The 22,724-nt window shown below is 72.2% G+C and carries 19 protein-coding genes and 1 pseudogene; 10 read left to right on the top strand and 10 right to left on the bottom strand.

From position 1 onward, the window contains the following. Positions 1 to 14: 14 nt before the first annotated feature. Entirely contained in the window at positions 15 to 1,055 is a 1,041-nt protein-coding gene (locus tag ACIRB4_RS07420; protein WP_403289069.1) for an ABC transporter substrate-binding protein, read from the bottom strand. Positions 1,056 to 1,365: 310 nt separating this feature from the next. Between ACIRB4_RS07420 and ACIRB4_RS07415 the strand changes: the two genes are divergently transcribed. Both ACIRB4_RS07415 and ACIRB4_RS07410 read left to right on the top strand, forming a co-directional pair. Next, positions 1,366 to 2,523: a hypothetical protein gene (locus ACIRB4_RS07415; RefSeq protein ID WP_403289068.1), complete on the top strand. Its 1,158-nt coding sequence runs from the start codon at positions 1,366 to 1,368 to the stop codon at positions 2,521 to 2,523. 47 nt (positions 2,524 to 2,570) lie between these two features. Then, on the top strand, positions 2,571 to 2,702 hold the full coding sequence (locus tag ACIRB4_RS07410) for a hypothetical protein (protein ID WP_403289067.1): 132 nt from the start codon (positions 2,571 to 2,573) through the stop codon (positions 2,700 to 2,702). A 185-nt stretch (positions 2,703 to 2,887) separates the two neighbouring features. Here the strand turns inward: ACIRB4_RS07410 and ACIRB4_RS07405 are convergent, their stop codons facing one another. Genes ACIRB4_RS07405 through ACIRB4_RS07395 form a run of 3 tightly spaced genes read right to left on the bottom strand, consistent with a single transcriptional unit; the run spans position 2,888 to position 5,816 of the window. Further along, positions 2,888 to 3,847, bottom strand: coding sequence for a 3-oxoacyl-ACP reductase (locus tag ACIRB4_RS07405; protein WP_403289066.1), 960 nt, complete (start codon positions 3,845 to 3,847; stop codon positions 2,888 to 2,890). Positions 3,848 to 3,862: 15 nt separating this feature from the next. Further along, positions 3,863 to 4,939, bottom strand: coding sequence for a Zn-dependent alcohol dehydrogenase (locus ACIRB4_RS07400; RefSeq protein WP_403289065.1), 1,077 nt, complete (start codon positions 4,937 to 4,939; stop codon positions 3,863 to 3,865). Positions 4,940 to 4,961: 22 nt separating this feature from the next. Further along, positions 4,962 to 5,816, bottom strand: coding sequence for a MaoC/PaaZ C-terminal domain-containing protein (locus tag ACIRB4_RS07395; RefSeq protein ID WP_403289064.1), 855 nt, complete (start codon positions 5,814 to 5,816; stop codon positions 4,962 to 4,964). Positions 5,817 to 6,846: 1,030 nt separating this feature from the next. Here ACIRB4_RS07395 and ACIRB4_RS07390 point away from each other — a divergent pair. The 4 genes and pseudogenes from ACIRB4_RS07390 (at position 6,847) to ACIRB4_RS07375 (ending at position 12,324) form a co-directional block, all read left to right on the top strand. Then, positions 6,847 to 7,155: a hypothetical protein gene (locus ACIRB4_RS07390; protein WP_403289063.1), complete on the top strand. Its 309-nt coding sequence runs from the start codon at positions 6,847 to 6,849 to the stop codon at positions 7,153 to 7,155. Between the two features lie 610 nt (positions 7,156 to 7,765). Further along, a pseudogene (locus tag ACIRB4_RS07385) lies at positions 7,766 to 9,529 on the top strand (DNRLRE domain-containing protein); the annotation flags it as partial. Positions 9,530 to 9,556: 27 nt separating this feature from the next. Then, positions 9,557 to 11,770, top strand: a complete 2,214-nt coding sequence (locus ACIRB4_RS07380; protein WP_403289632.1) for an amidase domain-containing protein — start codon at positions 9,557 to 9,559, stop codon at positions 11,768 to 11,770. A 2-nt stretch (positions 11,771 to 11,772) separates the two neighbouring features. Next, positions 11,773 to 12,324, top strand: a complete 552-nt coding sequence (locus tag ACIRB4_RS07375) for a hypothetical protein (protein WP_403289062.1) — start codon at positions 11,773 to 11,775, stop codon at positions 12,322 to 12,324. Between the two features lie 258 nt (positions 12,325 to 12,582). Here ACIRB4_RS07375 and ACIRB4_RS07370 read toward each other — a convergent pair whose 3' ends face one another. The 3 genes from ACIRB4_RS07370 to ACIRB4_RS07360 form a co-directional block, all read right to left on the bottom strand. After that, positions 12,583 to 14,016 (bottom strand): MFS transporter, encoded by a 1,434-nt coding sequence (locus tag ACIRB4_RS07370; protein ID WP_403289060.1) that lies wholly within the window; start codon positions 14,014 to 14,016, stop codon positions 12,583 to 12,585. Between the two features lie 72 nt (positions 14,017 to 14,088). Further along, positions 14,089 to 15,279 carry a lipid-transfer protein gene (locus ACIRB4_RS07365; protein WP_403289058.1) on the bottom strand — a complete coding sequence of 397 codons (1,191 nt, stop codon included), beginning with the start codon at positions 15,277 to 15,279 and terminating at the stop codon, positions 14,089 to 14,091. A 13-nt stretch (positions 15,280 to 15,292) separates the two neighbouring features. Beyond that, a complete protein-coding gene (locus ACIRB4_RS07360; protein ID WP_403289057.1) occupies positions 15,293 to 17,515 on the bottom strand; it encodes an acyl-CoA dehydrogenase in 2,223 nt (740 codons plus the stop codon). A gap of 115 nt (positions 17,516 to 17,630) precedes the next feature. Here ACIRB4_RS07360 and ACIRB4_RS07355 point away from each other — a divergent pair, with 115 nt between their 5' ends. After that, complete coding sequence (locus tag ACIRB4_RS07355) at positions 17,631 to 18,695, top strand: hypothetical protein (RefSeq protein WP_403289056.1); 1,065 nt, start codon at positions 17,631 to 17,633, stop codon at positions 18,693 to 18,695. Here the strand turns inward: ACIRB4_RS07355 and ACIRB4_RS07350 are convergent. From ACIRB4_RS07350 to ACIRB4_RS07340, 3 genes are read right to left on the bottom strand one after another with little or no spacing between them, the layout of a single operon-like run. After that, on the bottom strand, positions 18,664 to 19,113 hold the full coding sequence (locus tag ACIRB4_RS07350) for a hypothetical protein (RefSeq protein WP_403289055.1): 450 nt from the start codon (positions 19,111 to 19,113) through the stop codon (positions 18,664 to 18,666). The genes ACIRB4_RS07355 and ACIRB4_RS07350 overlap by 32 nt on opposite strands. Before the next feature lie 57 nt (positions 19,114 to 19,170). Then, positions 19,171 to 19,446 (bottom strand): DUF397 domain-containing protein, encoded by a 276-nt coding sequence (locus ACIRB4_RS07345; RefSeq protein ID WP_403289053.1) that lies wholly within the window; start codon positions 19,444 to 19,446, stop codon positions 19,171 to 19,173. After that, a complete protein-coding gene (locus ACIRB4_RS07340; protein WP_403289052.1) occupies positions 19,415 to 20,254 on the bottom strand; it encodes a Scr1 family TA system antitoxin-like transcriptional regulator in 840 nt (279 codons plus the stop codon). The genes ACIRB4_RS07345 and ACIRB4_RS07340 overlap by 32 nt, the downstream gene beginning before the upstream one ends. An 84-nt stretch (positions 20,255 to 20,338) precedes the next feature. On the opposite strand from ACIRB4_RS07340, the gene ACIRB4_RS07335 reads away from it, so the two are divergent. The 3 genes from ACIRB4_RS07335 to ACIRB4_RS07325 are packed head-to-tail and all read left to right on the top strand — an operon-like array spanning position 20,339 to position 22,711. Next, entirely contained in the window at positions 20,339 to 20,746 is a 408-nt protein-coding gene (locus tag ACIRB4_RS07335) for an ATP-binding protein (RefSeq protein ID WP_403289051.1), read from the top strand. A gap of 50 nt (positions 20,747 to 20,796) precedes the next feature. After that, positions 20,797 to 21,444, top strand: coding sequence for a class I SAM-dependent methyltransferase (locus tag ACIRB4_RS07330; RefSeq protein WP_403289049.1), 648 nt, complete (start codon positions 20,797 to 20,799; stop codon positions 21,442 to 21,444). 49 nt (positions 21,445 to 21,493) lie between these two features. Next, positions 21,494 to 22,711 (top strand): glycosyltransferase, encoded by a 1,218-nt coding sequence (locus tag ACIRB4_RS07325; RefSeq protein WP_403289048.1) that lies wholly within the window; start codon positions 21,494 to 21,496, stop codon positions 22,709 to 22,711. Positions 22,712 to 22,724: the final 13 nt, after the last annotated feature.

The raw sequence follows: 22,724 nt of genomic DNA, 5'->3' as shown, positions 1-22,724 counted from the left end.
GCACGGCTACTTCTTCACGACTGCTTCTTCACGAGGTCGGCGCGCAGGTCGTCGAGGACGCTGTCGGCCGCCGTCACGCCGAGGCCGAGGTACCAGGTCTCGTCCGGGACGTCCTTGGCCTGGCCGGCCTTGACCGCCTTGAGGTTCTTCCACAGCGGGTTGGCCCGGGCGGTGTCGCGCTTGGTGGCCTTCGGGTCGCCGTAGACGCCGGTGAAGATCCAGTCGGCGTCGGCCTGGTCGATCTTCTCGGGGCTGATCTCGGCGGCGAGCTCGTCGACCTGCTGGTTCTTCGGCCGGGGCAGGCCCGCGTCCTGGAGGATCGTGCCGATGAAGGACGCCTTGGCGTAGAGGCGGATCTTGCCGGGGAGGTAGCGGACCATCGAGATGGTCGGCTTGTCCGGGCCGACGTCCGTGCCGAGCTGCTTCGCCTTGGTCTCGTAGGCGGCGAGCTTCTCCTTCGCGTCGGCGGCCTTGTCCAGCGCGGCGGCGTTGAGGAGGTAGTTCTCCTTCCAGGTGAAGCCGGGCCGGATGGAGAAGACGGTGGGGGCGATCTTCGAGAGCTCGTCGTACTTGTCCGCGGCGCGCAGCTGGCTGCCGAGGATCAGATCGGGCTGCAGGTTGGCGATCGCCTCGAGGTTGAGGTTGTTGATGGTGCCGACGGACTTCGGGTCGCCGGCGTCCTTCTTCAGGTACGCGGGGATGCCGTCGTCGCCCTCGGCGGGGGCGTAGCCGACCGGCTTGACGCCGAGCGAGACGACGTTGTCGAGCTCGCCGACGTCGAGGACGACGACCCGCTTGGGCGCGGCCTTGATCTCCGTCCTGCCCATCGCGTGGGTGAGGGTGCGCGGGAACCGGCCCGGCGCGGCGTCCGTCCCCATGGCCGCGGTCCTGGCCGCCGCGTCGCCGAAGTCCTTGCCGCCGGCGGCGACGTCCTTCTTGGCGCCGCCCTTCTTCTCGGCACTGTCCGAGGAGCCGTCGCCGCTTCCGCAGGCCGCGAGGGAGAGCGCGGCGGCGAGGGCGACGGCGGCGGCTGTGCCGCGGCGGCGGAGGGACATAAGGGTTCTCCTGTACGGGTACGGGGACGGCGGCTCGTCGACCGGCACGGGGTCCCGTACCCGGAGCCACAGCGCCAGGCACGGGCTCCCGTACCCGGAGCCACAGACTCCAGGCGCGGGGTCCCGTACCGGAGCCACAGACTCCACTTAGGGTCGCCTTACTTTAGGCGGCCCGCGTCCGCCCAGCACAACCGCCCCCCTCACCTCAGTCGAATCGCGGTACAGCCACCCTTATGTGTGAAGTGCCATGGCTCGTGTTGTTCGGCTGGAAGTGCGAAAACTAGCTTCGGTGGCCGGAGGTGACGAGTCGATGACAGCCTGTGCCATCGAGACCGCGACGGAGGACGGCGGCGCGGTGTGGCCGACGGGGTTCACGATCACGGCGAACGGGGCGTACGCGGCCCGGCTCGCGGGCGCCGGGGACGCGCTGTACGCGGAGCGGTGGACGCTGGACGGGCCGGAGCCGTACGCCGTACCGCTCCCTCTCGACCAGCCCGAGGACCCCGGCGCGCGGCTGCTTCCGCTGGCGGACGGCCGGGTGCTGATCGGGCGGCGGGTGGACGGCCGCCGGCACACGTTCTCGCTGCTGTACCCGACCGGCCCGGCGACGGGGCAACTGCCCTTGGGGGCCGTCGAGTCCGTCGATCCGTCCGGGGAGCTGACCCTGCTGCCGCCGTCGCCGGACGGCATCTGCGCGTACGCGATGTGCGTCGGCCCGGACACGACCACGCTCTGGCTGGTGGCGGGCGGGGCGTTCGGTCCCGAGCAGGTCGCGGAGGTCCGGGGGCGCTGTACGGGCGGGGTCTGGCTGGACCGCACCGGCCGGATGCTCGCGCTCGACCGGCGGCTGGACGGCGGCCCGGTGAAGGCGGTGGCGGTCGATCTGGAGCGGGGCGGGGAGGTGACGCCGCTGCTCCAGATCACCGAGGGGAGCGACGACCGGCTGCTGCTGGCGGACCCGGACAGCGGGCTGCTGCTGATCCGCTCCGACGCGCCGTCGCCGGGGCACGACCGGCTGGGGTGGGGTGTGCTCGGCAGCCGGCTGCCGATCCGCTTCCCGGAGTGCCTGCGTCTCGACGACGCGGCGGTGACGCCGTTCGCGGTGCAGCCGGGGCAGGTGCTGCTGCCGGAGCACTGCGCGGTGGCGCTGCGGATCGACGCGGCGGCGGGCAGCTGGGTGGGGATGTGGCGCCCCTCAGAGCGCCGGATGCACCAGGTGGCGGCGCCGGCGGGGTGGCTGGCCGGGGCCGGCCTCTGGACGCAGCAGGGGGTGCTGCGGCTGCCGTACGCGACCCCGGAGGTGCCGTGCGGCCTCGCGGAACTGGGGGTGCCCCCCGAACAGGTGCCGGAACCGGAACCGGAACAGTCGCCGGCACGGGAAGCGGAATCCGCTCCCCCGGCGCGGGCCGTGTGCCGGCCGGTCCCGCTGCAACAGGCACCCCTCGCTGACCGGAAAGCGGCTGGTTAAACTCTTGTTCGCAGCACAACAGCGAACAGTACGGGGTGAGTTCCAGCATGTCGGAGGCACGCACGGACGGGTCGGAGCCGCACGGCTCCGGAAGGCATCGCGGCGAGGCGGCGCCGTCGGAGGAGGACTCCACGTCCTCCCCCGGCGGCCGCCACCGCCGCGACCCGCAGGCGCGGTGACACCGCATGGGCCCCGGGAGACCCCCGGGGCCCGTGCGTTTCCCGGCCCGTACGGTCTTTCTTGCGGCCTACGCGTTTCCCGGCCCGCGCGTTCTCCGGCCCGCCCGCACTCCGGCCCGTGCGTTTCCCGACCCATCCGCACTCCGGCTCGTCCGTTTCCCGCCCCCGCGCCGTACGCGTCCGTCTCAGCCCTTCCTCAGGCCGAGCACCTCCGTCGCCGCGAACGTCTCCCCCGCCGGGCGGCCCGCGTAGTGCGGGGTCAGCAGCCCGTCCAGCTCCTCGTACGTGAACGCGTCCTTCGCCGTGTCGAACTTCGCCGCCACCTTCGGCCGGTCCACGATCGCGACCATCCCCCCGTGCACGACGAGCAGTTGGCCGTTGACACCGCCCGCCGCCGGAGAGGCCAGATAGCCGACCAGGGGCGCCACGTGTTCCGGCGCCAGCGGGTCCAGCTCCCCCGCGCCCGGCTCGGCGCCCCCCTTGGTCGCTGGAACGGCCGCGAAGACGTCCTCCGTCATCCGGGTCCGCGCCCGCGGGCAGATGGCGTTCGCCGTGACGCCGTACTTCGCCAGGGCCAGCGCCGTCGACGTCGTCAGGCCCACGATCCCGCCCTTCGCCGCCGCGTAGTTCGGCTGGCCGGCCGAGCCCGCGAGGAACGCCTCCGACGAGGTGTTCACGATGCGGCCGTACACCCCGCGCTCCCCCGCCTTCGCCCGGCCCCGCCAGTGCGCCGCCGCGAAGTGCGTGGTGTTGAAGTGGCCCTTGAGGTGGACCCGTATCACCGAGTCCCACTCGTCCTCGCTCATCGAGAAGACCATCCGGTCGCGCAGGATCCCCGCGTTGTTGACGAGGATGTCGAGCTTCCCGAACTCGCGCACCGCCAGGTCGACCAGCCCCCGCGCCGTCTCGAAATCGGCGACGTCGCCCTGATGCGGGACGGCCCGGCCGCCCGCCGCGCGGATCTCCTCGGCGACCGCCTCGGCCGGGGCGGACGAGGCGGCCCCGGAGCCGTCGCGGCCGGCCTGGCCGTAGTCGTTGACGACGACGGCGGCGCCCAGGCGGGCCAGTTCCAGCGCCTCGGCCCGGCCGAGGCCCCGCCCGGCCCCGGTCACGATCGCGGACAGGCCCTCAAGAGGGAGTGACATCGCGTGGAAGTCCTCTCAGATCTCGACGCAGGTACGCAGCGCCTCACCGGTACGCATCTGCTCCAGCGCCTCGTTGATCCCGGAGAGCGGCACCCGGTGGGTGATCAGCGACTCCAGGTCGATGCGGCCCGCCCGCCACAGCGCGATGGCCCGCTCGTACGAACGCATCACGTCGCCGCCGCCGTACATCGACGGCAGGATCCGCTTCTCGTCGAAGAACAGCTCGAACATGTTGAGCTTGAGGTGGTCGTCGAGGGCGCCCGCGCCGACGACGCACAGCGTGCCGCCGCGCCGGGTCGTCTCGTACGCCGTCCGCGCGGTCGCGGACCTGCCGACGACCTCGAAGACGTAGTCGAAGCCCTCGCCCGCCGTGATCCGCTGCTTGGCGTCGGCGAGCGCGTCGGGGGCGACGGCCTCGGTCGCGCCGAAGCGCAGGGCCGCCTCGCGGCGGGATTCGACCGGGTCGACGGCGACGATCTGGGCGGCGCCCTGGAGCCTGGCGCCCTGGATGGCGGAGATGCCGACGCCGCCGCAGCCGATGACGGCGACCGACGAACCGGCCTCCACCTTCGCCGTGTTGATGGCCGCGCCGAGGCCCGTGGTGACGCCGCAGCCGATGAGCGCGGCGATGTCGAAGGGCACGTCGTCGGGGATCGGGACGGCGCAGCCCGCGTCGACGACGACCTCCTCCGTGAAGGTCCCCGTCCCGGCGAAGCCGAAGACGTCGCCGCCGGGGCGGCGGAAGTTGGGGGTGCCGGCGTTCATGAACCCGGCCAGGCACAGCTGGGTCTGGCCGCGCTTGCAGGCGGGGCAGCCGCCGCAGGCCGGCAGCCAGCACAGCAGGACCCGCTGCCCCTCGGCGAGGCCGGTCACCCCGTCCCCGATGTCGGTGATCTCGCCGGCGCCCTCGTGGCCGGGGATGAACGGCGCGGGTTGCGGGAGCACGCCGCTCATGGCGGAGACGTCGGAGTGGCACAGGCCGGTGGCCCGCACCCGGATCCGCACCTTGCCGGGGCCGAAGCCCACCGCCTCGACGTCGTCGAGGACCTCCAGACTGTCCTGGCCGATCTCGTGCAGCACGGCTGCGCGCATGGTGCGGCTCCCTTCGGGATGGCTACGAGTGTTCGACGATCGTGTCGGCGAGGACGGGGGCGTCCTCCCGCTCCACGGCGGTCACGGACACCTGGACGCGGCCTTCCCCGGTCCACATGCGGATGCGCAGGGTCTCGCCGGGGAAGACGACCCCGGCGAAGCGCGTGCGGTACGAGCGGACCCGGGCGACGTCCCCGTCGAGCACCGTGTCGACCACCGCCTTGAGGGTCATGCCGTACGAGCAGAGTCCGTGCAGGATCGGCCGGTCGAAGCCGGCCAGCTCGGCGAACTCGGGGTCGGCGTGCAGCGGGTTCCAGTCGCCCGACAGGCGGTACAGCAGCGCCTGGTCCTCCCGTACGGCACGCTCCACGGTCCTGTCGGGCGCGCGGTCGGGCAGTTCGATCCGCTCGGAGGGGCCGCGGTCGCCGCCCCAGCCGCCCTCTCCCCGGACGAAGATCTGGGCGTCGCTGGTCCAGAGGGGGCCGTCGTCGTCCGCGGCCTCGGCGCGCAGGACGAGTACGGCGGCCTTGCCCTTGTCGTGGACGGCGGCGACGCGGGAGGTGGTGCGGGCCCTGCCCTTGACGGGGATGGGGCGGTGCAGGGTGATCGCCTGCCCGCCGTGCAGGACGGCGGCGAGGTCCACGTCGACACCGGGGGCCGAGAGCCCGCCGACGATGCCCATTCCGGCGCCGGCGACGGTGGCGAAGCTGGGCAGCACGTGGAGCTTCGATTCGAGGGTGTAGCGGAGCTCGCCGGGGTCCGTGGCGGGGACTCCCGCGCCGAGGCCGAGGTGGTAGAGCTGGACGTCCTTGTGATCCCAGACGATCTCGGCACTGCGGGGCTCGGCGGCGAGGGCCTTGGCGGCATCAATGGGCATCGGGATGCTGCTCCTTGGAGATCCGTCGTGGATCCGTGAAGGTTGGAAGACCTCGGCGCGACCGTCCGCACCGTCGACCGCACCGAGGCCGCGCGGGACCGTCCCGTACGCGCCCGCCGTTCTCCTGGTTCTAGAACGCGTTCTAGGTCGGTTGGTCCTCATGTATAGCCCAGAGGGGATCACTTGAGAACCCCTCTGACGCTATGTCAGATTGCCGTGTCGCGGGGCAGGCATGGTGCACGGAGACACCGAACGGCAGGGCCGCATCCTGAGGCAGGCGACGCAGGCGCTGCCGATGCGTCGCGGCATCCGTCGCCGCCTACGTCGCTGCTGCAGCTCGGTGGCGTGCAGATCGTCGTGGGAATCTCCGTGAACGCTCTGATCACGCTGGGCGCAGCACGGGTGTCGGGTTCTTGGCTGCCCGGCCCCCGCGCATACCGGCACCGCGAACTCGGCAGCTACGCAGTTTCCGCACCGCTCAGTGATCAGGTGGATCTTCGAGCCGTACGTGCCCCGGTCGACAGGATTCGGACCTGTCAGGTCCACCCTCACGCAGGCACCGAACGGCACATGAGCGTCCGTCGCTCTGGCCCGGCCCGAAAAGCAGAGCCCCGGACCTCGGGTCCGGGGCTCTGCTGCGGCCGGCTGACACGAGGGCTGGCGGAACGGCAGGCAACCACTCAAAACACGGGGCTCCAGCAGCGAGTCGCCGAGCTTGAGGAGGACCTCGCAGCCGCCCGCACAAGCCTTCGCCGCATGATCCGCAACGAAAATCGGCTGCCACCGGAGCCCTGAATCCCGCCGATCATCGGTCCTGGAATCATTCGCGCATGGAATTCGAACTCGCACCGCCCACCGGTCTCGGTGCCCTGGTCATCGGCATGCCGCGCGAGGCAGCGGACCAGGCACTCGCCTCGTTCCGCGATCCCTCAGCGATCTCGGAATCTGACCAGTCGGGCAGGTTCGTCTTCCGGCCAAGCGGCTTGATGGTCAGCATTCACTGCTCGCGCGGCGAGCTCGAAGCAATCGAGTGGGCCGACCCGCCACCGGCCAGGACACCGTCCGGTTCCGCGGCATCGACGTCTTCGGTCTGCCCGCTGCCGAGGTGGTCACCCTGCTGCGAGGACTCGCCACGATCACCGAGGCCGAGGACGACCCGGCCTCCTTCATCGCACCAGACCTTCTTCTCAGCTTCTGGCGCCCCTTCGAAGCGGACGACGAACCCGACGAAGAACAGGGCTACTACTTCAGCTCGGTCCTCCTGGCTCGACCCGGCTACTACGACACACCCGCTGAAGCCGCTGCCAGACTCCGCGCGGCTGGACACCAGGAGCCGTGACCTGACGAGAGCTCGGCTGGGTGGCGATCCACCCAATACCAGCGCCTATCAGAGTGGAAGGGCCTCATCAACCACGGTCTTCAGGTCTGTCGGCAGATCAGGTGAGTCCCGCCAGTTCTGGGCGATCAGCAAGGACGCGACCCATGCGTCACGCGCCTCAGCGTTCGACCGCCCGGAAAAACCCGCGCCGGATCGTGCCGAGGGCCGTCACGAGGCCGGTCCCCTCACTGTTGCGGAATGGCCAAGGTGCCCGGCGACCAGCCCCCACTCTCCACCTGCCACATCAGCCTCCAGAGCAGTGACCTCACCGATGGAGTCGCCACAGAGCACCCGCGTGTTGCAGGTGCACCGGTGTAACCCATACCCGCATACGTCCCCACAGGTGATCATGGTCACTACCCCCCGAAATACCAAAAAGCGGCCCTAACGCCCACCTCGCCCCGAAACGTCGGCGTGGGCACACCAATCACCCATTAGGCTCACATTTCCTCAACCGATCTCCTGACCAAAGGTCGCGCACAACAACATGCACATATCTCCATCCGCTCCGGGGGAGCGGAAGCTCCGACGATCCTCCAGGCGGCTGCCGCGCACTGCCGCGGTCGTCGCCCTGTCGGCGACCATGCTGGGCGGCTACGCCGTGGCCCTGCCCCAGCCGTCCGCGGCGCAGCCCGCCGCGGCGCGGCAGGCGGCGGGGGAAACCGCCGCCCCACGCACCGCGCCTGACGTTCCGTCCGCCCGCGCCGGGGCCAAGCGCTCCGGGCACCGCGTGGAGGCGCTCTCCGAACGCACCGAGACCTCCACCACCTGGGCCGAGCCGGGCGGTTCGCTGACCACCGAACTCACCGCCGGACCCGTCCGCTTCGACCGCGACGGCGCCTGGGTCGCCGTCGACACCGACCTCACCGAGCGCCGCGACGGCACCGTCGCGGCCAAGGCCCACCCCGCCTCCCTCACCCTCGCGGGCAAGGGCGGCAGCCCGGCCGCGTCCCTGGGCCAGGCGCGCACCGCCGGCGCCCGGGACCTCGTCACGCTGGGCGAGGGCGAGCAGCAGGTGACCCTCCAGTGGAAGGGCGGCCTGCCCCGCCCCGTACTGGACGGCAACCGCGCCACGTACCCGGAGGCCGTGCCCGGCGCCGACGTCGTCGTGGAGGCGACCCGTACCGGCTTCGAGCAGTACGTGCAGATCAAGAAGCGCCCCGCCAAGGGCGACTACACCTACACCCTCCCGCTCCGCGCCAAGGGCCTGAGGGCCCAGCGGCAGGCCGACGGCAGCGTCCTTTTCACGGACCGCAGGACCGGCGTGCAGCGGGCCGTGATGCCGGCGCCCGTCATGTGGGACGCCACCGTCGACGAGCGGTCCGGCGAGCACACCCGCCGGGTCCCGGTGTCCATGAAGGTCCGGCAGAAGGGTTCGTCGGTCGACCTGGTGGTCTCCCCGGACCCCGCCTTCCTGGCGGACCCGAAGACGCGCTACCCGGTGACCGTCGACCCGTCGACCTCCGCCCTGAGCAACGTGTTCGACACGTACGTCCAGCAGGGCGAGACACGCGACTGGTCCACCGACACCGAGCTGGACTTCGGCAACCCGGGCACCAAGAACGCCGACGGCACGCCGCGCACCGCCCGGTCGTACATCACCTGGGGTACGGCGCCGATCGCGGACGCACTGGTCAGCAGCGCCAAGCTCAGTCTGTGGAACTTCCACTCGGGCAACCCGGACTGCAAGCCGCAACCGTGGGAGGTGTGGTCCGCCGATCCCGCCGGCCTCTCCAGCCGCTGGACCAACCGCCCCAAGACACACACCAAGCACGCGACCTCCACCGAGACCAAGGGCAACCCGGGCTGCGGCGCGGACGGCTGGATCAACGCCGACGTCACGCAGCTCGTGCAGTCCTGGGCCTCCGCGAAGGCCCCGAAGTCGTCCATGGCCCTGACCGCCGCCGACGACACGGCGGTCGCGCAGTGGAAGCGGGTCAACTCCGCGAACGCCACCGCCAATCCGCCGAAGCTGACGGTCACGTACAACTTCCGGCCCCGCTCCGGCAACAACCGCCAGGCCGGCCCGCCGTTCGTGAAGGACGCCTCAGGCACCTGGCAGGTCAACACCACGACGCCGACGCTGCGCGACACGTTCTCCGACAAGGACGGCGACCGCGTCAACGGCACGTTCGAGGTCGTCGACGCCGCGACCGGCAAGCGCGTGGGCGACTACCTCGTCTCCCCGTACGTGGAGTCCGGGCGCGCCGCGGCCGTGACCCTGCCGGACGGGCTGCTCAAGGACGGAGGGACGTACCGCTTCCGCACCAGCCCCTACGACGGCTCGCACTTCAACCTCGCCTGGTCCGACTGGTCCACCTTCACGGTCGTCACCGGCCGCCGGCCGGGTGGGCTGCCCGACATGCCGCAGGCACTGGAGGCGGGCGCGACGCGGACCCTCACCCCGCTGCTGTCCGGCGTGGTCTCCAGCCCCGGACAGGGGCGGGTGCGCGCCGAGTTCGAGCTGCGTGACACCGACGGCAAGCCGCTGACGGGCGTGAAGATGCCCGAGGCGTGGGTGGACAGCGGCCTGCGCGCCGCCGCCCGTGTCCCCGAGGGGGTCCTGAAGGACGGGGCGGCCTACCTCTGGGCGATGCGCGCCTGCACCGACACCGGGTGTTCGGCCTGGTCGTACGAGCAGGAGTTCACCGCCGACGCCGGAACCGCGCCCAAGGTGCCCGAGACCTCGTCCGTCGTCCTCAGCGGTGCCTCCCTGGACGACGCCACCGTCGCCGTCGGCGCCGAGGCCTGCGCCTCGGGCGGCTGCGCGGCCGTGAAGGACACCCGGCTGACGCTCGGCGGCGGCTCCGGTGCCGAGCGGGTCGTCTGGCTCAAGCCGGACCTGACCAAGGTGCCTGCGGGCGCCCGCGTCACCCGCGCCCGGCTCGTCCTGCACCCCGCCGAGTGTGGCGGCTCGGCCGCCTGCGCGCAGCGCCCGGTCGAGACGTATCAGCTCTTCGAGCCCTGGGCCGCTCCGCAGACCGGCACCGGTCTGCTCGGCGTCCTGGACGACGCGCCCTTCGCGGACGCGGCGCTCCCCGACGCGCAGGACCTCGCCCCGCTCGTGCAGTCCTGGTTGGAACAGGGCTCGTCCGAGGGCGTCGCCCTGCGGTCGCCGTCCGCGCAGCGCGACGCGACCGTCTCGTACCACTCCAGCCGTACGCCGAAGGCCGCCGAGCGGCCCCAGCTGGTGATCGACTACGTGGCCCCGACCGCGCCCGGCGCCCCGCAGGACGTGCGGGTGACCCCGGGTGAGGGCGGGTTGCTGGCGACGTGGAACGCACCGCAGGACCTGGGTTCGGCGACCGATGGCCCGGAGTACACCGTGGTCGTGAGGAAGGACGACGGCAGCGAGGCCGCGAAGCTCACCAGCCGTACCCCGCACGTCGTGGTGAACGGGCTGGCGAACGGCACCGCCTACCGCGTCGCCGTGTCCGCGCGCACCGCCCACGGCACGAGCCCGGCGGCCACCTCCGAGCCCACCACCACCGCGGCGGTACCGGGCGGCGCGGCCGTCTACCGTGAGATCGTGCAGCAGTACACGGACGCCCGCGGAGCCCTGCTGCGGGGCGCCCACCCGACGGCCGCGGCCGCCCTGGCCGCAAGCTCGCGGGGGACCTCCTTCCAGGACCTGCTGGGCGCCCAGGCCCCCGACCTGATCGCGTCGCGCGAGGCGCTGGCCCGGCACGACAGCCGCTACACGCAGACGGCCGCCACGCTGTCGGACGTGCTGGTCGGCACCGACGAGAACGGCACGGTGTTCCTGCGTGCGGTCGTCGAGGAGAAGGCCGTACTGACCCGGGGCTCCACGCCCGAGCCGGAGGAGGGCACGCGCGAGCAGCGGTTCACCTTCAGCACGAACAGCGGTGCGCCGATCCTCCACCTGGAGGCCGACGCCCCCGCGGCGGAAACGGTTCTGTCGGCGTCGGCGTCCACTTCGGCGGAGAACGGCCTGGAGGTCGCCGAGGAGGTCCAGGGCCCGATCAGCGAGGTCCCCGACGAGCCGATCGAGCTCGACGCGGACGGCTTCCCGGTCGAGACGGCCCCCGCGGGGGTGACGCCCGCGTCCGCCACGCGTGTCAAGCGCGCGGCCGTCAACGGTTCCGGCACGGCGAACTGGGCCTCGCGCAACCTCGGCATCAAGTGGGAGTACGGCCAGGACTGCACGAACTTCGTGTCCAAAGCCCTCTACTACGGCGGCGGCATGAAGAGCCGCGGCGGCGGCCGGAAGCACGATCGTGCCTGGTGGCAGCAGTACTACCTGTTCGGCACGGTGAAGAACAAGAGCTACACCTGGGCCGGCGCCGAGAACTTCCGCCGGCACATGATCGGTTACCGCGGCGCCCGGTACGTCAAGGCGCACGCGGCCAGGGCCGGTGACATCGTGCTGTTCAAGTGGAAGAAGGAGCGGGTGTACAACCACGTCGCCGTCGTCTCCGGCAACCGGCACGGGGTCCAGCTCCTCCAGCACGGAGGCACGGGCCGGACCAGCCTCGCCGCTGCCCTCAACCGGTACCGCCACAAGGCCAACTACATCGAGCGGGTCATCATCCTCCGCCCGAAGTCGAGGAACTGAGCATGCCGCTGAAGAGAACCAAGCTCCCCAGGCGGGCCACGGCCGGCGCCGGCACCGCGCTCACCGCGCTCGCCGTACTCGCCGGAGGAACCCTGACGGCCTGCTCGCCGGACTCGGACGGGTCGCTCTCGTACAGCAGCGACTACGCCGCCCACGAGCCGCTGCGGGTCGTGGGCTACCCCTCCCGGGGCAGCCTCGAAGTGGTGCAGAAGACCGTGTGGCGGCTCTCCGACGGTGACGCCGAAGCGCTGGCGGCCCTCGCCGCGGAGAAGGGCGACACCGCGGAGCCGACGGCACGCAACTGGGTCAAGGCATTCGGCGCAGCGGCCAAGGGCGAGGTGACGGCCGACTTCTACGACGAAGGCTCCACCCGGCAGGTCGTGGTGCTGTACTTCGCCACCAGCGGCCAGATCAAGGAGATCGAGGTGCGCGTCGGCGAGGACGACGCCTGGGCCGTCACGATGAACGAACCCGACCCGTCCGAAGCCTCGGCCAAGCCCACTTGGGCCCCGCCGAAGCCCGGCGGCACGGGCTCCCGCTCGTCGACCCGATAACCGCACACCGCATCACGACACCGCGCCCCCGGCTCCCCAGCCGGGGGCGCGGTCCGGCTTCCGTCCCTGCCATCGCATGCTGCCCGGGCGACAGCAGGTCTTACGAGCGGTCCGCGACCGATACTCATACGCAGTGGACTGTGCGCCACTTCTCGCGGGCCGACCCCGCCGGCCCCGGCTGCGGTAGCGTTCCGGCCCTCTTGCGGCGGCAGGCGGATTCCATCGAGGCGTTGGGTCCCGCCGAGATCCAGGACGTGATCATCGCGTCGGAGCAGGCCTCGGCAGCCACAGCAGCATCAGGACCGCGCCCGCCAGCAGCACCCCCGTCGCCGTCCGGAACGCCAGTGCGTAGCCCGCCGTCAGGGCCTCGGGGCTGGTGGCGCCGTCCGTGCGGGCCGCCGCGATCGTCGAGAGGATGGCGAGGCCGAGTGCGCCGCCCATCGTGCGGGAGGTGTTGACCAGGCCCGAGACGAGGCCCGCGTCGCCCGGGCCGGCGGCGCTGGTGGCGAGGGTGGCCAGGGGGGTGATCAGCAGGCCCATGCCGGCCATCATCAGGATGCCGGGGCCGAGGATGGTCGTCAGGAAGGTCCCGTCGGCGGTCATCGTGGACTGCCAGCCGAAGCCGGTCGCCGCGACGAGGGCGCCGATGACGGCGAGGTTGCGGGCGCCGGTCACGGGCATCAGGCGCGGGCCCAGCTTGGAGCCGACGATGACGCTGACCGAGCTGGGTATCAGGGCGAGACCGGCCTGGAGCGGGGTGTAGCCGAGGACGTTCTGGGCGTAGACCGTCATGAAGAACCACATGCCGAACGAGGTGGAGGCGCAGAGCAGCAGGGTCACGTTGGCCGCCGTGACCGCCCGCGAGCGGAAGACCTTCAGCGGCACCAGCGGCTCCGCCGTGCGGGCTTCGACGGCGACGAAGACGCCGAGGAGCGCGAGGCCGCCGAGCAGCGGGACCAGGGTGGCCGGGTCGGCCCAGCCCGCCTCCTCCGTCTGCACGATGCCGTACGCGATGGCCGCGAGGCCGCCGGTGACGAGGACCGCGCCCGGCAGGTCGAGCCGCCGCCCTCCCGGGCCCCGGCTCTCGCTCAGCCACAGCACCGCGCCCACCAGGACCAGGGCGCCGACGGGCACGTTGATCAGGAGCACCCAGCGCCAGGAGAGGAGGTCGACCAGCACCCCGCCGACGAACCCGCCCGCCGCGCCACCGGCCGCGCCGACCGCCGTCCAGGTGCCGATGGCCCGGGTCCGCGCGGGCCCGGCGGGCACGGTGGCGGTGACGATGGTGAGCGTCGCGGGCGCGAGGACCGCCGCGCCGAGTCCCTGTACGGCCCGGGCGGCGACGAGCTGCCAGCCGTCCTCCGCGAGACCGCCCGCCGCCGAAGCGGCGGTGAAGAGCCCGAGACCGAGCAGGAACATCCGCTTCCGGCCGAAGAGGTCGGCCGCCCGGCCACCGAGCAGCATGAACCCGGCGAAGGTGATGGAGTACGCGTTGAGGACCCACTGCAGTCCGAGGGAGGACAGCCCGAGGTCGGTCCGCATCGACGGCAGCGCGACGTTCACCACCGAGACGTCGAGGACGACGAGGAACTGGCCGGCGCAGGCGGCCAGGACGACGAGCCAGGTGCGGCGGTCGGGTCGTACGGACGCGGGCTTCTCGGTGACCGACTCGGTGGATGGCATGCCTGTCATGGTCGCAGAGCTGCTGCGGCCCGTACATCGGGATTCGGTCCTAGGACGCGAGTCTGGGGAGGACCGTCTGCGCTACGGCCTCCGCAGCATCGTCACCACAGCCGCCCCGCCGAGCCCGATGTTGTGCGCGAGGCCCACGCGCGCCCCCGGCACCTGCCGCGCGCCCGCCTCGCCCCGGAGCTGCCAGACCAGTTCGGCGGCCTGCGCCAGGCCCGTCGCGCCGAGCGGGTGCCCCTTGGAGATCAGGCCGCCCGACGGGTTCACCACCCAGCGGCCGCCGTAGGTCGTCGCGCCCGACTCGACGAGTTTCCCGGACGCGCCCTCCTCGCACATGCCGAGGGCCTCGTACGTCAGCAACTCGTTGATGGAGAAGCAGTCGTGGAGTTCGACGACGTCCACGTCCTCGATGCCGAGCCCGGACTTCTCGTACGCCTGCCGGGCCGCGGCCCGTGACATCGGCCGGCCCACCGCGTCGACGCAGGACCCGGAGGCGAAGGACTCCGCCGTGTCCGTGGTCATCGCCTGGCCCGCGATCTCCACGGCCTTGTCGTGCAGGCCGTGCTCGACGACGAACCGTTCGGAGACGACCACGGCGGCGGCCGAGCCGTCGGAGGTCGGCGAGCACTGCAGCTTGGTCAGCGGGCGGTGGACGGCCCTGGCGGCGAGGACTTCCTCGACCGAGTACACGTCCTGGAACTGGGCGTTCGGGTTGTTCGCCGAGTGCCGGTGGTTCTTGGCACCGACGGCGGCGAGCTGCGCCTCCGTCGTCCCGTACCGCTCCATGTGCTCCCGGGCCGCGTTGCCGAAGATCTGCGCGGTGGGAGGGCTCGCCTCGAAGCCGTGGGCGGCGGCCATGATGCCGTAGTGCCGGGCCACGGGCGACAGCTTGAAGTCCCCTCCCTCCGCGCCTCCTCCCAGCGCCCCGCGCGCCATCTTCTCGAAGCCCAGCGCGAGCACGCAGTCCGCGACTCCGCCCTCCACGAACTGCCGGGCCATCATCAGCGCCGTCGACCCCGTGGCGCAGTTGTTGTTGACGTTGTACACGGGGACGCCCGTCAGGCCCAGTTCGTACGCGGCGCGCTGCCCGGCCGTCGACGCCTGGAAGCAGTAGCCGACCGGCACCTGCTCCACCCGCTCGTACGGGATCCCGGCGTCGGCCAGGGCGGCCGTCCCCGCCTCCTTCGCCATGTCCCAGTACTGCCAGTCCCGGGTCTCGGGCTTCTCGAACCTCGTCATCCCGACGCCGACGACGTACGCCTTCATCCGCGACAACCCCTCAGTCTCTCGGCAGGCCGAGCAGCCGCTCGGCGACGACATTGAGCTGGACCTGTGTGGTGCCGCCGGCGATGGTCAGGCAGCGGGACATCAGCAGCCCGTGGACGGCCCGCTCCCCCGCCCCCTCCCGCACCGCGCCGGCCGGCCCGAGCAGTTCGAGCGTGAGCTCGGCGACCTTCTGCTGGTGCGTGGTCTGGACGAGCTTGCGGACGCTGGCGCCCGCGCCCGGTTCGAGCCCCGACACCTGGAGCATCGTCGTGCGCAGTCCGATGCAGGCGAGGGCGTGCGCCTCGGCGGCGAGCGCGCCGATGCGTACGCGTACGGCGCTGTCGGCGCCGGCCGCCCGGTCGATCAGCGCTTCGAGGCCGGTGTCGAAGGCGACCTGGTCGGCCATGTGGACGCGCTCGTTGCCGAGAGTGTTGCGGGCGACCCGCCAGCCGTCGTTCACCTCGCCGACGACGGCGTCGGCCGGCAGCGGTACGTCGTCGAAGTACACCTCGTTGAAGAGCGAGTCACCGGTGATCTCCCTCAGCGGCCGGATGTCGATCCCCGGGGTGTTCTTCATGTCGACGACGAAGTAGGTCAGCCCCTGGTGCTTGGGGGCGTCGGGGTCGGTACGCGCGAGGAGGATGCCGAAGTCGGCCCACTGGGCGGCGCTCGTCCACACCTTCTGTCCGTTGACCCGCCAGCCGCCGTCGGCGGCGCGTTCGGCCCGGGTGCGCAGGGAGGCGAGGTCGGACCCGGCGTCCGGTTCGGAGAAGAGCTGGCACCACAGCAGGTCGCCCCGGAGGGTCGGTCCGAGGAAGCGGTCCCGCTGCTCGGGCGTCCCGTACGCGAGGAGGGAGGGGACGACCCAGGTGGCGATCCCGAGCCCGGCGATCTTCACCCCCGCGTCGGTGGTCTCGCGCTGGACGGCGAGCTGCTGGAGCGGCCCGGCGCCGAGGCCGTGGGGCGGCGGAAGGTGCGGGGCGGCGTAGCCGGTGGGGGCGAGGACGCGGCGGGCGGCGGCGGGGTCGAGTCCGACGGCGGGGGCGATCGCCTGCCGCGCCTCGGTACGGTACGCGTCCGCCTCCGGCGGGAGTTCGAGGCGCAGTCCGCGCCGGGCGCCGCCGAGAGCGAGCCGGACGGCGTGGGCGCGATGGGTGTCGCCCGGGCCGAGGAGCTGGCGGGCGACGAGTGCCCTGCGGAGGTAGAGGTGGGCGTGGTGCTCCCAGGTGAAGCCGATGCCGCCGAGGATCTGGACGCAGTCCTTGGCGCAGCTGTACGCGGCGTCGAGGGCGGTCGCGGCGGCGAGCGCGGCGGTGAGGGAGCGTACGTCGGCCTCCGTACGCTCCTCCGTACCGTCCTCCGCGGCCGCGCGGGCGGCGTCCCAGGTGAGGGCGCGGGCCTGCTCGACCCGTACGAGCATGTCGGCGCAGAGGTGCTTGACGCCTTGGAAGCGGCCGATGGGCCGTCCGAACTGCTCGCGTGTCCTGGCGTGTTCGGCGGCGGTCTCCAGGGCACGGGCGGCGGTGCCGCAGGCGTCGGCGGCGTGGAGCACGGCGGCGAGGTCCTGGACGAGGGCGGTGTCGACGCCGAGGATCCGGTCGGCGGGCACATGGGTGCCGGCGGCGGTGACCTCGGCGGTGGGCCGGGTGGGGTCGGCGCTGTCGTGGACCCGGACGGTCAGGGTGTCGGCGTCCACGGCGGCCCAGACAGGGCCGTGCGCGGTGGAGGCCGCGAGGATCAGCAGCCCGGCCTCGGCGCCGCCGAGCACGGGCGGTGCGGTGCCGTCGAGGAGGAGCCCGTCTCCGGTCTCGACGGCGGTCAGACCGCCGGGCCCGAGGGCGACGGCACCGACGCGGCGGCCGGTGGCGAGTTCGCGGGTGAGGTCGCGGGCCAGGTCCGTGGAGGGATCGGTGGCAAGTGCGCTCGTTCCGGCCCGCCGCAGGAGTTCGGCGGCGAGGACGGTCGGGAGGTACGGCCCCGGCAGCACCGCCCGCGCGGCCTCCTCCAGGACGACAGCGAGGTCGTCGAGTCCGCCGCCCCCGCCCCCGTACTCCTCGGGCAGATGGAGCCCGAGGAGGCCCTGTTCCGCGGCGGCGTCCCAGTAGCCGGGCCGGCCGGTGGCGGTGTCGAGGACGTCGAGGTGCTTGCGCACCTCCTCGGCGGGGACGACGCGGGCGAACCAGCCCCGGGCGGATCGGGCGAGCTCCCGCTGCTCTGGCGTGATGGCGATGCCCATGGCACGGCAGACTAGAACACGTTTCAATGTGACGGAAGGTCAGATGCAGTGCGAGATCCGGACCGGAAGGGAGGCGGCTCACGGAACCCCCGCGGCCCCCGCGATAATCGCGCACATGTTCCGTACCGCACGCACACTTCTGATGGCCTTCCTGATGGCCGTCGCGGCGACCGCCGCATCCGCCCTGCCCGCCCAGGCGGCCGCCGAGCTGCCCGGCGGCAAAGCCAATTTCGTCGTCTCCCTCGGCCACCTGAAGGACGGCGCCCGCAACAACTGGGTCCGCCTCGGCACGTACGAGTTCGACGCCGCCGCCGGCACGGTCTCGGCCCGCATGTACGTCTGGTCACACTCCGAGCCGAAGGCGCGGGAGGGCACCGGCACCGTGCCCGACAGCAGTTGCTCGTCCACGGACCTGAAGAGCACCACGCACGTGCTCGCCTGCCAGATCAAGACCGCGGGCGGCTTCACCGACTCCCCCACCGAGCTGCGCACCGGCATCTACACGCTGCAGAACGACACGATCGACGGCGTGTCCACGCCGACCGTGTGGATCAAGTGGAACCACGCCACCGCCTGGACCGAGAAGTGGGCCGTCGAGACCGGCACGAACCTCGCCCGCCTGTCGTTCCTGCACAACACGAAGGCCACCACGGGTTACGGCTACGGCAGCAACGCCGCCCTCACCACGCGCCGCGCCATGACGACCGTGCAGGCCCACCCGTCGACGATCCGCCTCCAGGGCACTTCCTGGGCCAAGGACGCGACCGCCCCCAGCAGCGGTGCCTTCCACCACGAGAACTTCCGCACCTGTGAGACCACGACGTGGTGCCTCACCTACCTCCAGCCGACGTCGTCGACCGCCTGCCAGAAGGAGGGCGGCTGCCCGAACTACGGCGGCGGCACGGCGTCGAACATCTCGTCCATCCAGTACTACCTGCAGAAGCTGAGCAACACCGATCGCCGCGACACGCTGTGGCACTGGTGCACCTGCCTGGCCGTGGAGCGGAACGAGCGCTGCTACACCGGCAACTCGCACGTGAAGCCGATGTACCAGATCATCGACGACACCGGCACCTTCCGCGGCTGGGTCGGCGTCGAGGCGTCGTACTACCCCGGCAACATCACGGACCCGCGCGGGAGCGACATGTTCAGCGTCTTCCGCCTGGCCGACTGGACGTAACCCCGCCGGGGCGCAGTGCCAGCGCGGCCCACGCGGCCGCCGCCACCCGCGCGGCCGCGACGACCGCGAGCAGTACGGGCGCCTCCGGACGCCAGCCCAGGGAGACCCGGGTGCCGAGGAGGGTGAGGACGACCGCGATCCGGCCGGGGGCGTAGACGGGAACGCGGGCGGCGGTGGCGCGCAGCACGGCCGCCACCGCGACGCCCGTCGCCGTCCACGCGGCCAGGTACGGCCAGACGTCCCCCGGAGCGGCGGGCGGCAGGCCGTACTCCTCGGGGCCGATACGGAACAGGGCGCCCGCCCAGCCGAGGCCGACCCCGAGCACGGCGATCGCCGCCACCCACCACGCGTGCCGCCACCAGGGGCCGGGCGCCAGCCTCTCTTCGTCGTCGGCGCTGGAGAAGTCGAGAAGTTCCATCACGCCCTGAAGGACGTGGCCGAGCGGGCGGACGTTGCCTCCGTCCGCCCGCTCGCCTCACCGGCCGCGAAGACGCCCTTCGGCGGCGGCGGTGACGAACGCGGTGAAGGCGGCGGGGGCGGCGAGGAAGACGGGACCGTCGGGGTTCTTGGAGTCGCGGACGGCGACGTGGGCGGCGAGATCGGCGACTTCCACGCAGTCGCCCCCGCTGGAACCGCTGTACGAGGACTTGCGCCACATGGCGGTGCCGACGGGGGCGCACTCGATGCACTCGCCGCCGTCAGAGCCGCTGTACGACGACTTACGCCACCGCAGGACCTGGCTGGTGCCCATACCGTTCCTCCATCACGCGTGCGATCAGCGCCGCCGAGTCCTCCCGGGAGAGGGCCGTGGCCTGCAGCCGAGCGTAGCCGACGGAACGCTCCCTGATCACTTGCGGATTGGCCGTCATATGACCGGCGTCGTAGCTCTCGGCGTAGAAGAGGTCGGGGTCGTCCTCGAACCGCAGCAGGTTGAACGAGCCCATCATTCCGGCGTGCTGGCCGACCGTGAACGGAAGCACCTGGATCTGCGTCCACTGGCGCCGCATACAGCCCAACAGGTGCTGGAGTTGGCGGCGCATGACCTCCGGGCCGCCGATCTCCAGCCGCAGCGCGGCCTCGTCGAGCACGACGCACGTCACGGGCGGGTGCTCGCGGTCCAGAATGCGCTGGCGCTCCATCCGAGCCGCCACCATCTCGTCGAGCCTGTCCGGGTGGTCGACGCTCAGCACCGCCCGCGCGTACTCCGGCGTCTGGAGCAGGCCGTAGACGAGCTGCGACTGGTACGTCGAGATGTACGTCGCCCTCGCCTCCAGCTCCGCGTACGGCTGGAACCACGTCGGCAACTGGCTCTTCAGCACCAGCCCCACCAGCCGCGAGAACAGCCCGCCCGTCATCAACCCCGCGTCCAGCCGCTCCGAGAACTGGCGCGTCGGCACCTTCTTCGCCGTCTCGATCTGGCCCACCAGCGATCCCGTGCAGAACAGGATCTTGCCCAACTGATCCTGGTTCAGCCCCGCCTCCTCCCTCAGGCGGCGGAGTTCGGAGCCGTAGTAGTCCAGCGGGGACGCGCTGGGGTCGAGGCTGCGGATGTTGACCACGAGGAGGTCACCCCCAAGTTCACGCGGTGAAGCGTTGTATTCGGTCCGTAGCCGAGCGTAACGACGGCGCTCCATTCTGGCGGCATGAATCAGGTAACTGACCTCTATCCGGCCGAACTTCCCACGAGCTACCGCATGGGTTTCACCGTCGGTGAGCACTCGGCCGGTCACATGCGCCGCATCCTGCGCGTGTTCCTCACCCGCTGGGGGATGGAGCGGGTCACCGACCCCGCCCAGCTCGCGCTGACCGAGCTGGTCGCCAATGTCGTACGGCACGTGCCCGGCCGGCGGTGCACGGTGCTGATCCTGCGGGAGCCGTTCGGTCTGCGGGTGGAGATCGCCGACGCGGTGCCGGGGACGGTGGTGGCGAAGCCCGCCGGGGTGCTGGACGAGGGCGGGCGCGGGCTGGTGCTGGTGGAGGCGGTGACGGACCGGTGGGGGGTCGTGGAGTCGGGCGAGGGGAAGACGGTGTGGTTCGAGTGTGACGAGTAGGGCACGATGGGCGCTCGCACACGCGTACCCGTCAGTAGGAGGACCCGCCCATGGCCGCCGAGCCCGCCGCCGCGCCGAAGCCCGAGATCCTTGCCGCCTTCGAGGCCGCCAAGGGCTTCATGCCCGTCAGGGAGGGGCTCGCGCTGTACGAGGCGGCTGCCGAGGCCGCAACGCTCGGGCTGCCCCTGCTGGAGGTGGGGACGTACTGCGGGCGCTCCACGATCCTGCTGGCGGACGCGGCCCGGGCGGCCGGGACGGTCGTCGTGACCGTGGACCACCACCGGGGCAGCGAGGAGCAGCAGCCGGGGTGGGAGTACCACGACCCGACGGTCGTCGACCCGGAGATCGGGCTGATGGACACGCTGCCCGCGTTCCGCCGGACCCTGCACAGGGCGGGCCTTGAGGAGCACGTGATCGCGGTCGTCGGGCGTTCACCGCAGGTGGCGAAGGTGTGGGCGGGCGCGCTGGGCCTCGTCTTCATCGACGGCGGCCACACGGACGAGCACGCGACGGCGGACTTCGAGGGCTGGGCGCCGAAGGTCGCCGCCGGCGGTCTGCTCGTCATCCACGACGTCTTCCCCGACCCGGCGGACGGCGGCCAGGCTCCGTACCGGATCTACCTGCGGGCGCTGGAGTCGGGCGACTTCGAGGAGACCTCGGTCACCGACTCCCTCCGCGTCCTGCGCCGCCGCGCCTAGGACCGCCTCTCATCGGACGCCGAATCCACGAAAGCAGGAGAATTCCGAAGTGCGTGTGCTGTTGTCGACGTATGGATCGCGTGGGGACGTCGAACCGCTGGTGGGGCTCGCGGTGCGGTTGCGGGAGCTCGGTGCGGAGGTGCGGGTGTGTGCGCCGCCGGACGAGGATTTCGCGGAGCGGCTGGCCGGGGTCGGCGTCGCCATGGTGGGTGTCGGGCGGTCGGCACGCGCGCTGACGACCGCTGCGCCACCGCCGTCGAAGGACAATCTGCCCCAGCGCGCCGCCGAATTGATCGCCAGTCAGTTCGAGGTGATACCGGCGGCTGCCGAGGGATGCGACGTGCTGATGGCGACGGGCGCGATGCCGGCCATCGCCGGGGCGCGGTCGGTGGCCGAGAAGCTGGGCATCGGGTACGTGTCCGCGATCTTCCAGCAGCTGACCCTCCCGTCGCCGCAGCGCCCGCCGCTGGCGTACCCGGGGCGGCCGTTCCCGCCGGAGGTGACCGACAACCGGGCGCTGTGGGACCTGGACGCCCAGAGCATCGATGCGCTGTTCGGTGAGGCGCTCAACACCAACCGGGCGTCGATCGGCCTGCCCCCGGTGCACAACGTCCGCGACTACGCCTTCGGTGACCGGCCGTGGCTGGCGACGGACCCGGTGCTGGACCCGTGGCTGGAGACGCCGGACCTCGACGTCGTACAGACCGGCGCGTGGGTGCTGCCCGACGAGCGGCCGCTCCCGGCGGAGCTGGTGGCCTTCCTGGACGCGGGCGAGCCGCCGGTGTACGTGGGCTTCGGCAGCATGGCCGTACGCGCCGGGGAGGACGCGGCCCGGGTCGCGATCGAGGCGGTTCGGGCGCACGGCCGCCGGGTGCTCGTCGGGCGCGGCTGGGCGGATCTGGGCCCGGTCGACGACCGGGACGACTGCTTCGCCGTCGGTGAGGTCAACCACCAGCGGTTGTTCGGGCGGGTGGCCGCCGTCGTGCACCACGGTGGCGCGGGGACGACGACGACGGCCGCCGGGGCCGGCGCTCCGCAGGTGGTGGTACCGCAGTTGGCGGACCAGCCGTACTGGGCGGGCCGGGTGGCCGAGCTGGGCATCGGCGTGGCCCACGACGGTCCCGTGCCGACCGTCGAGTCGCTGACGGACGCGCTCAGGACCGCCCTGGACCCCGAAACGGGCGCCCGGGCGAAGGCCGTGGCGGGCTCGGTCCGCACCGACGGCGCGATGGTGGCCGCGAAACTGCTGCTCGACGCCGTCGGCTGACAACGGTCGGGGC

It is taken from the genome of Streptomyces sp. NPDC093600 (assembly GCF_044764755.1).
Taxonomy (GTDB): Bacteria; Actinomycetota; Actinomycetes; order Streptomycetales; family Streptomycetaceae; genus Streptomyces.
Note: the sequence above shows the minus strand (reverse complement) of the source record. Positions and strands in the feature narration are given on the sequence as shown.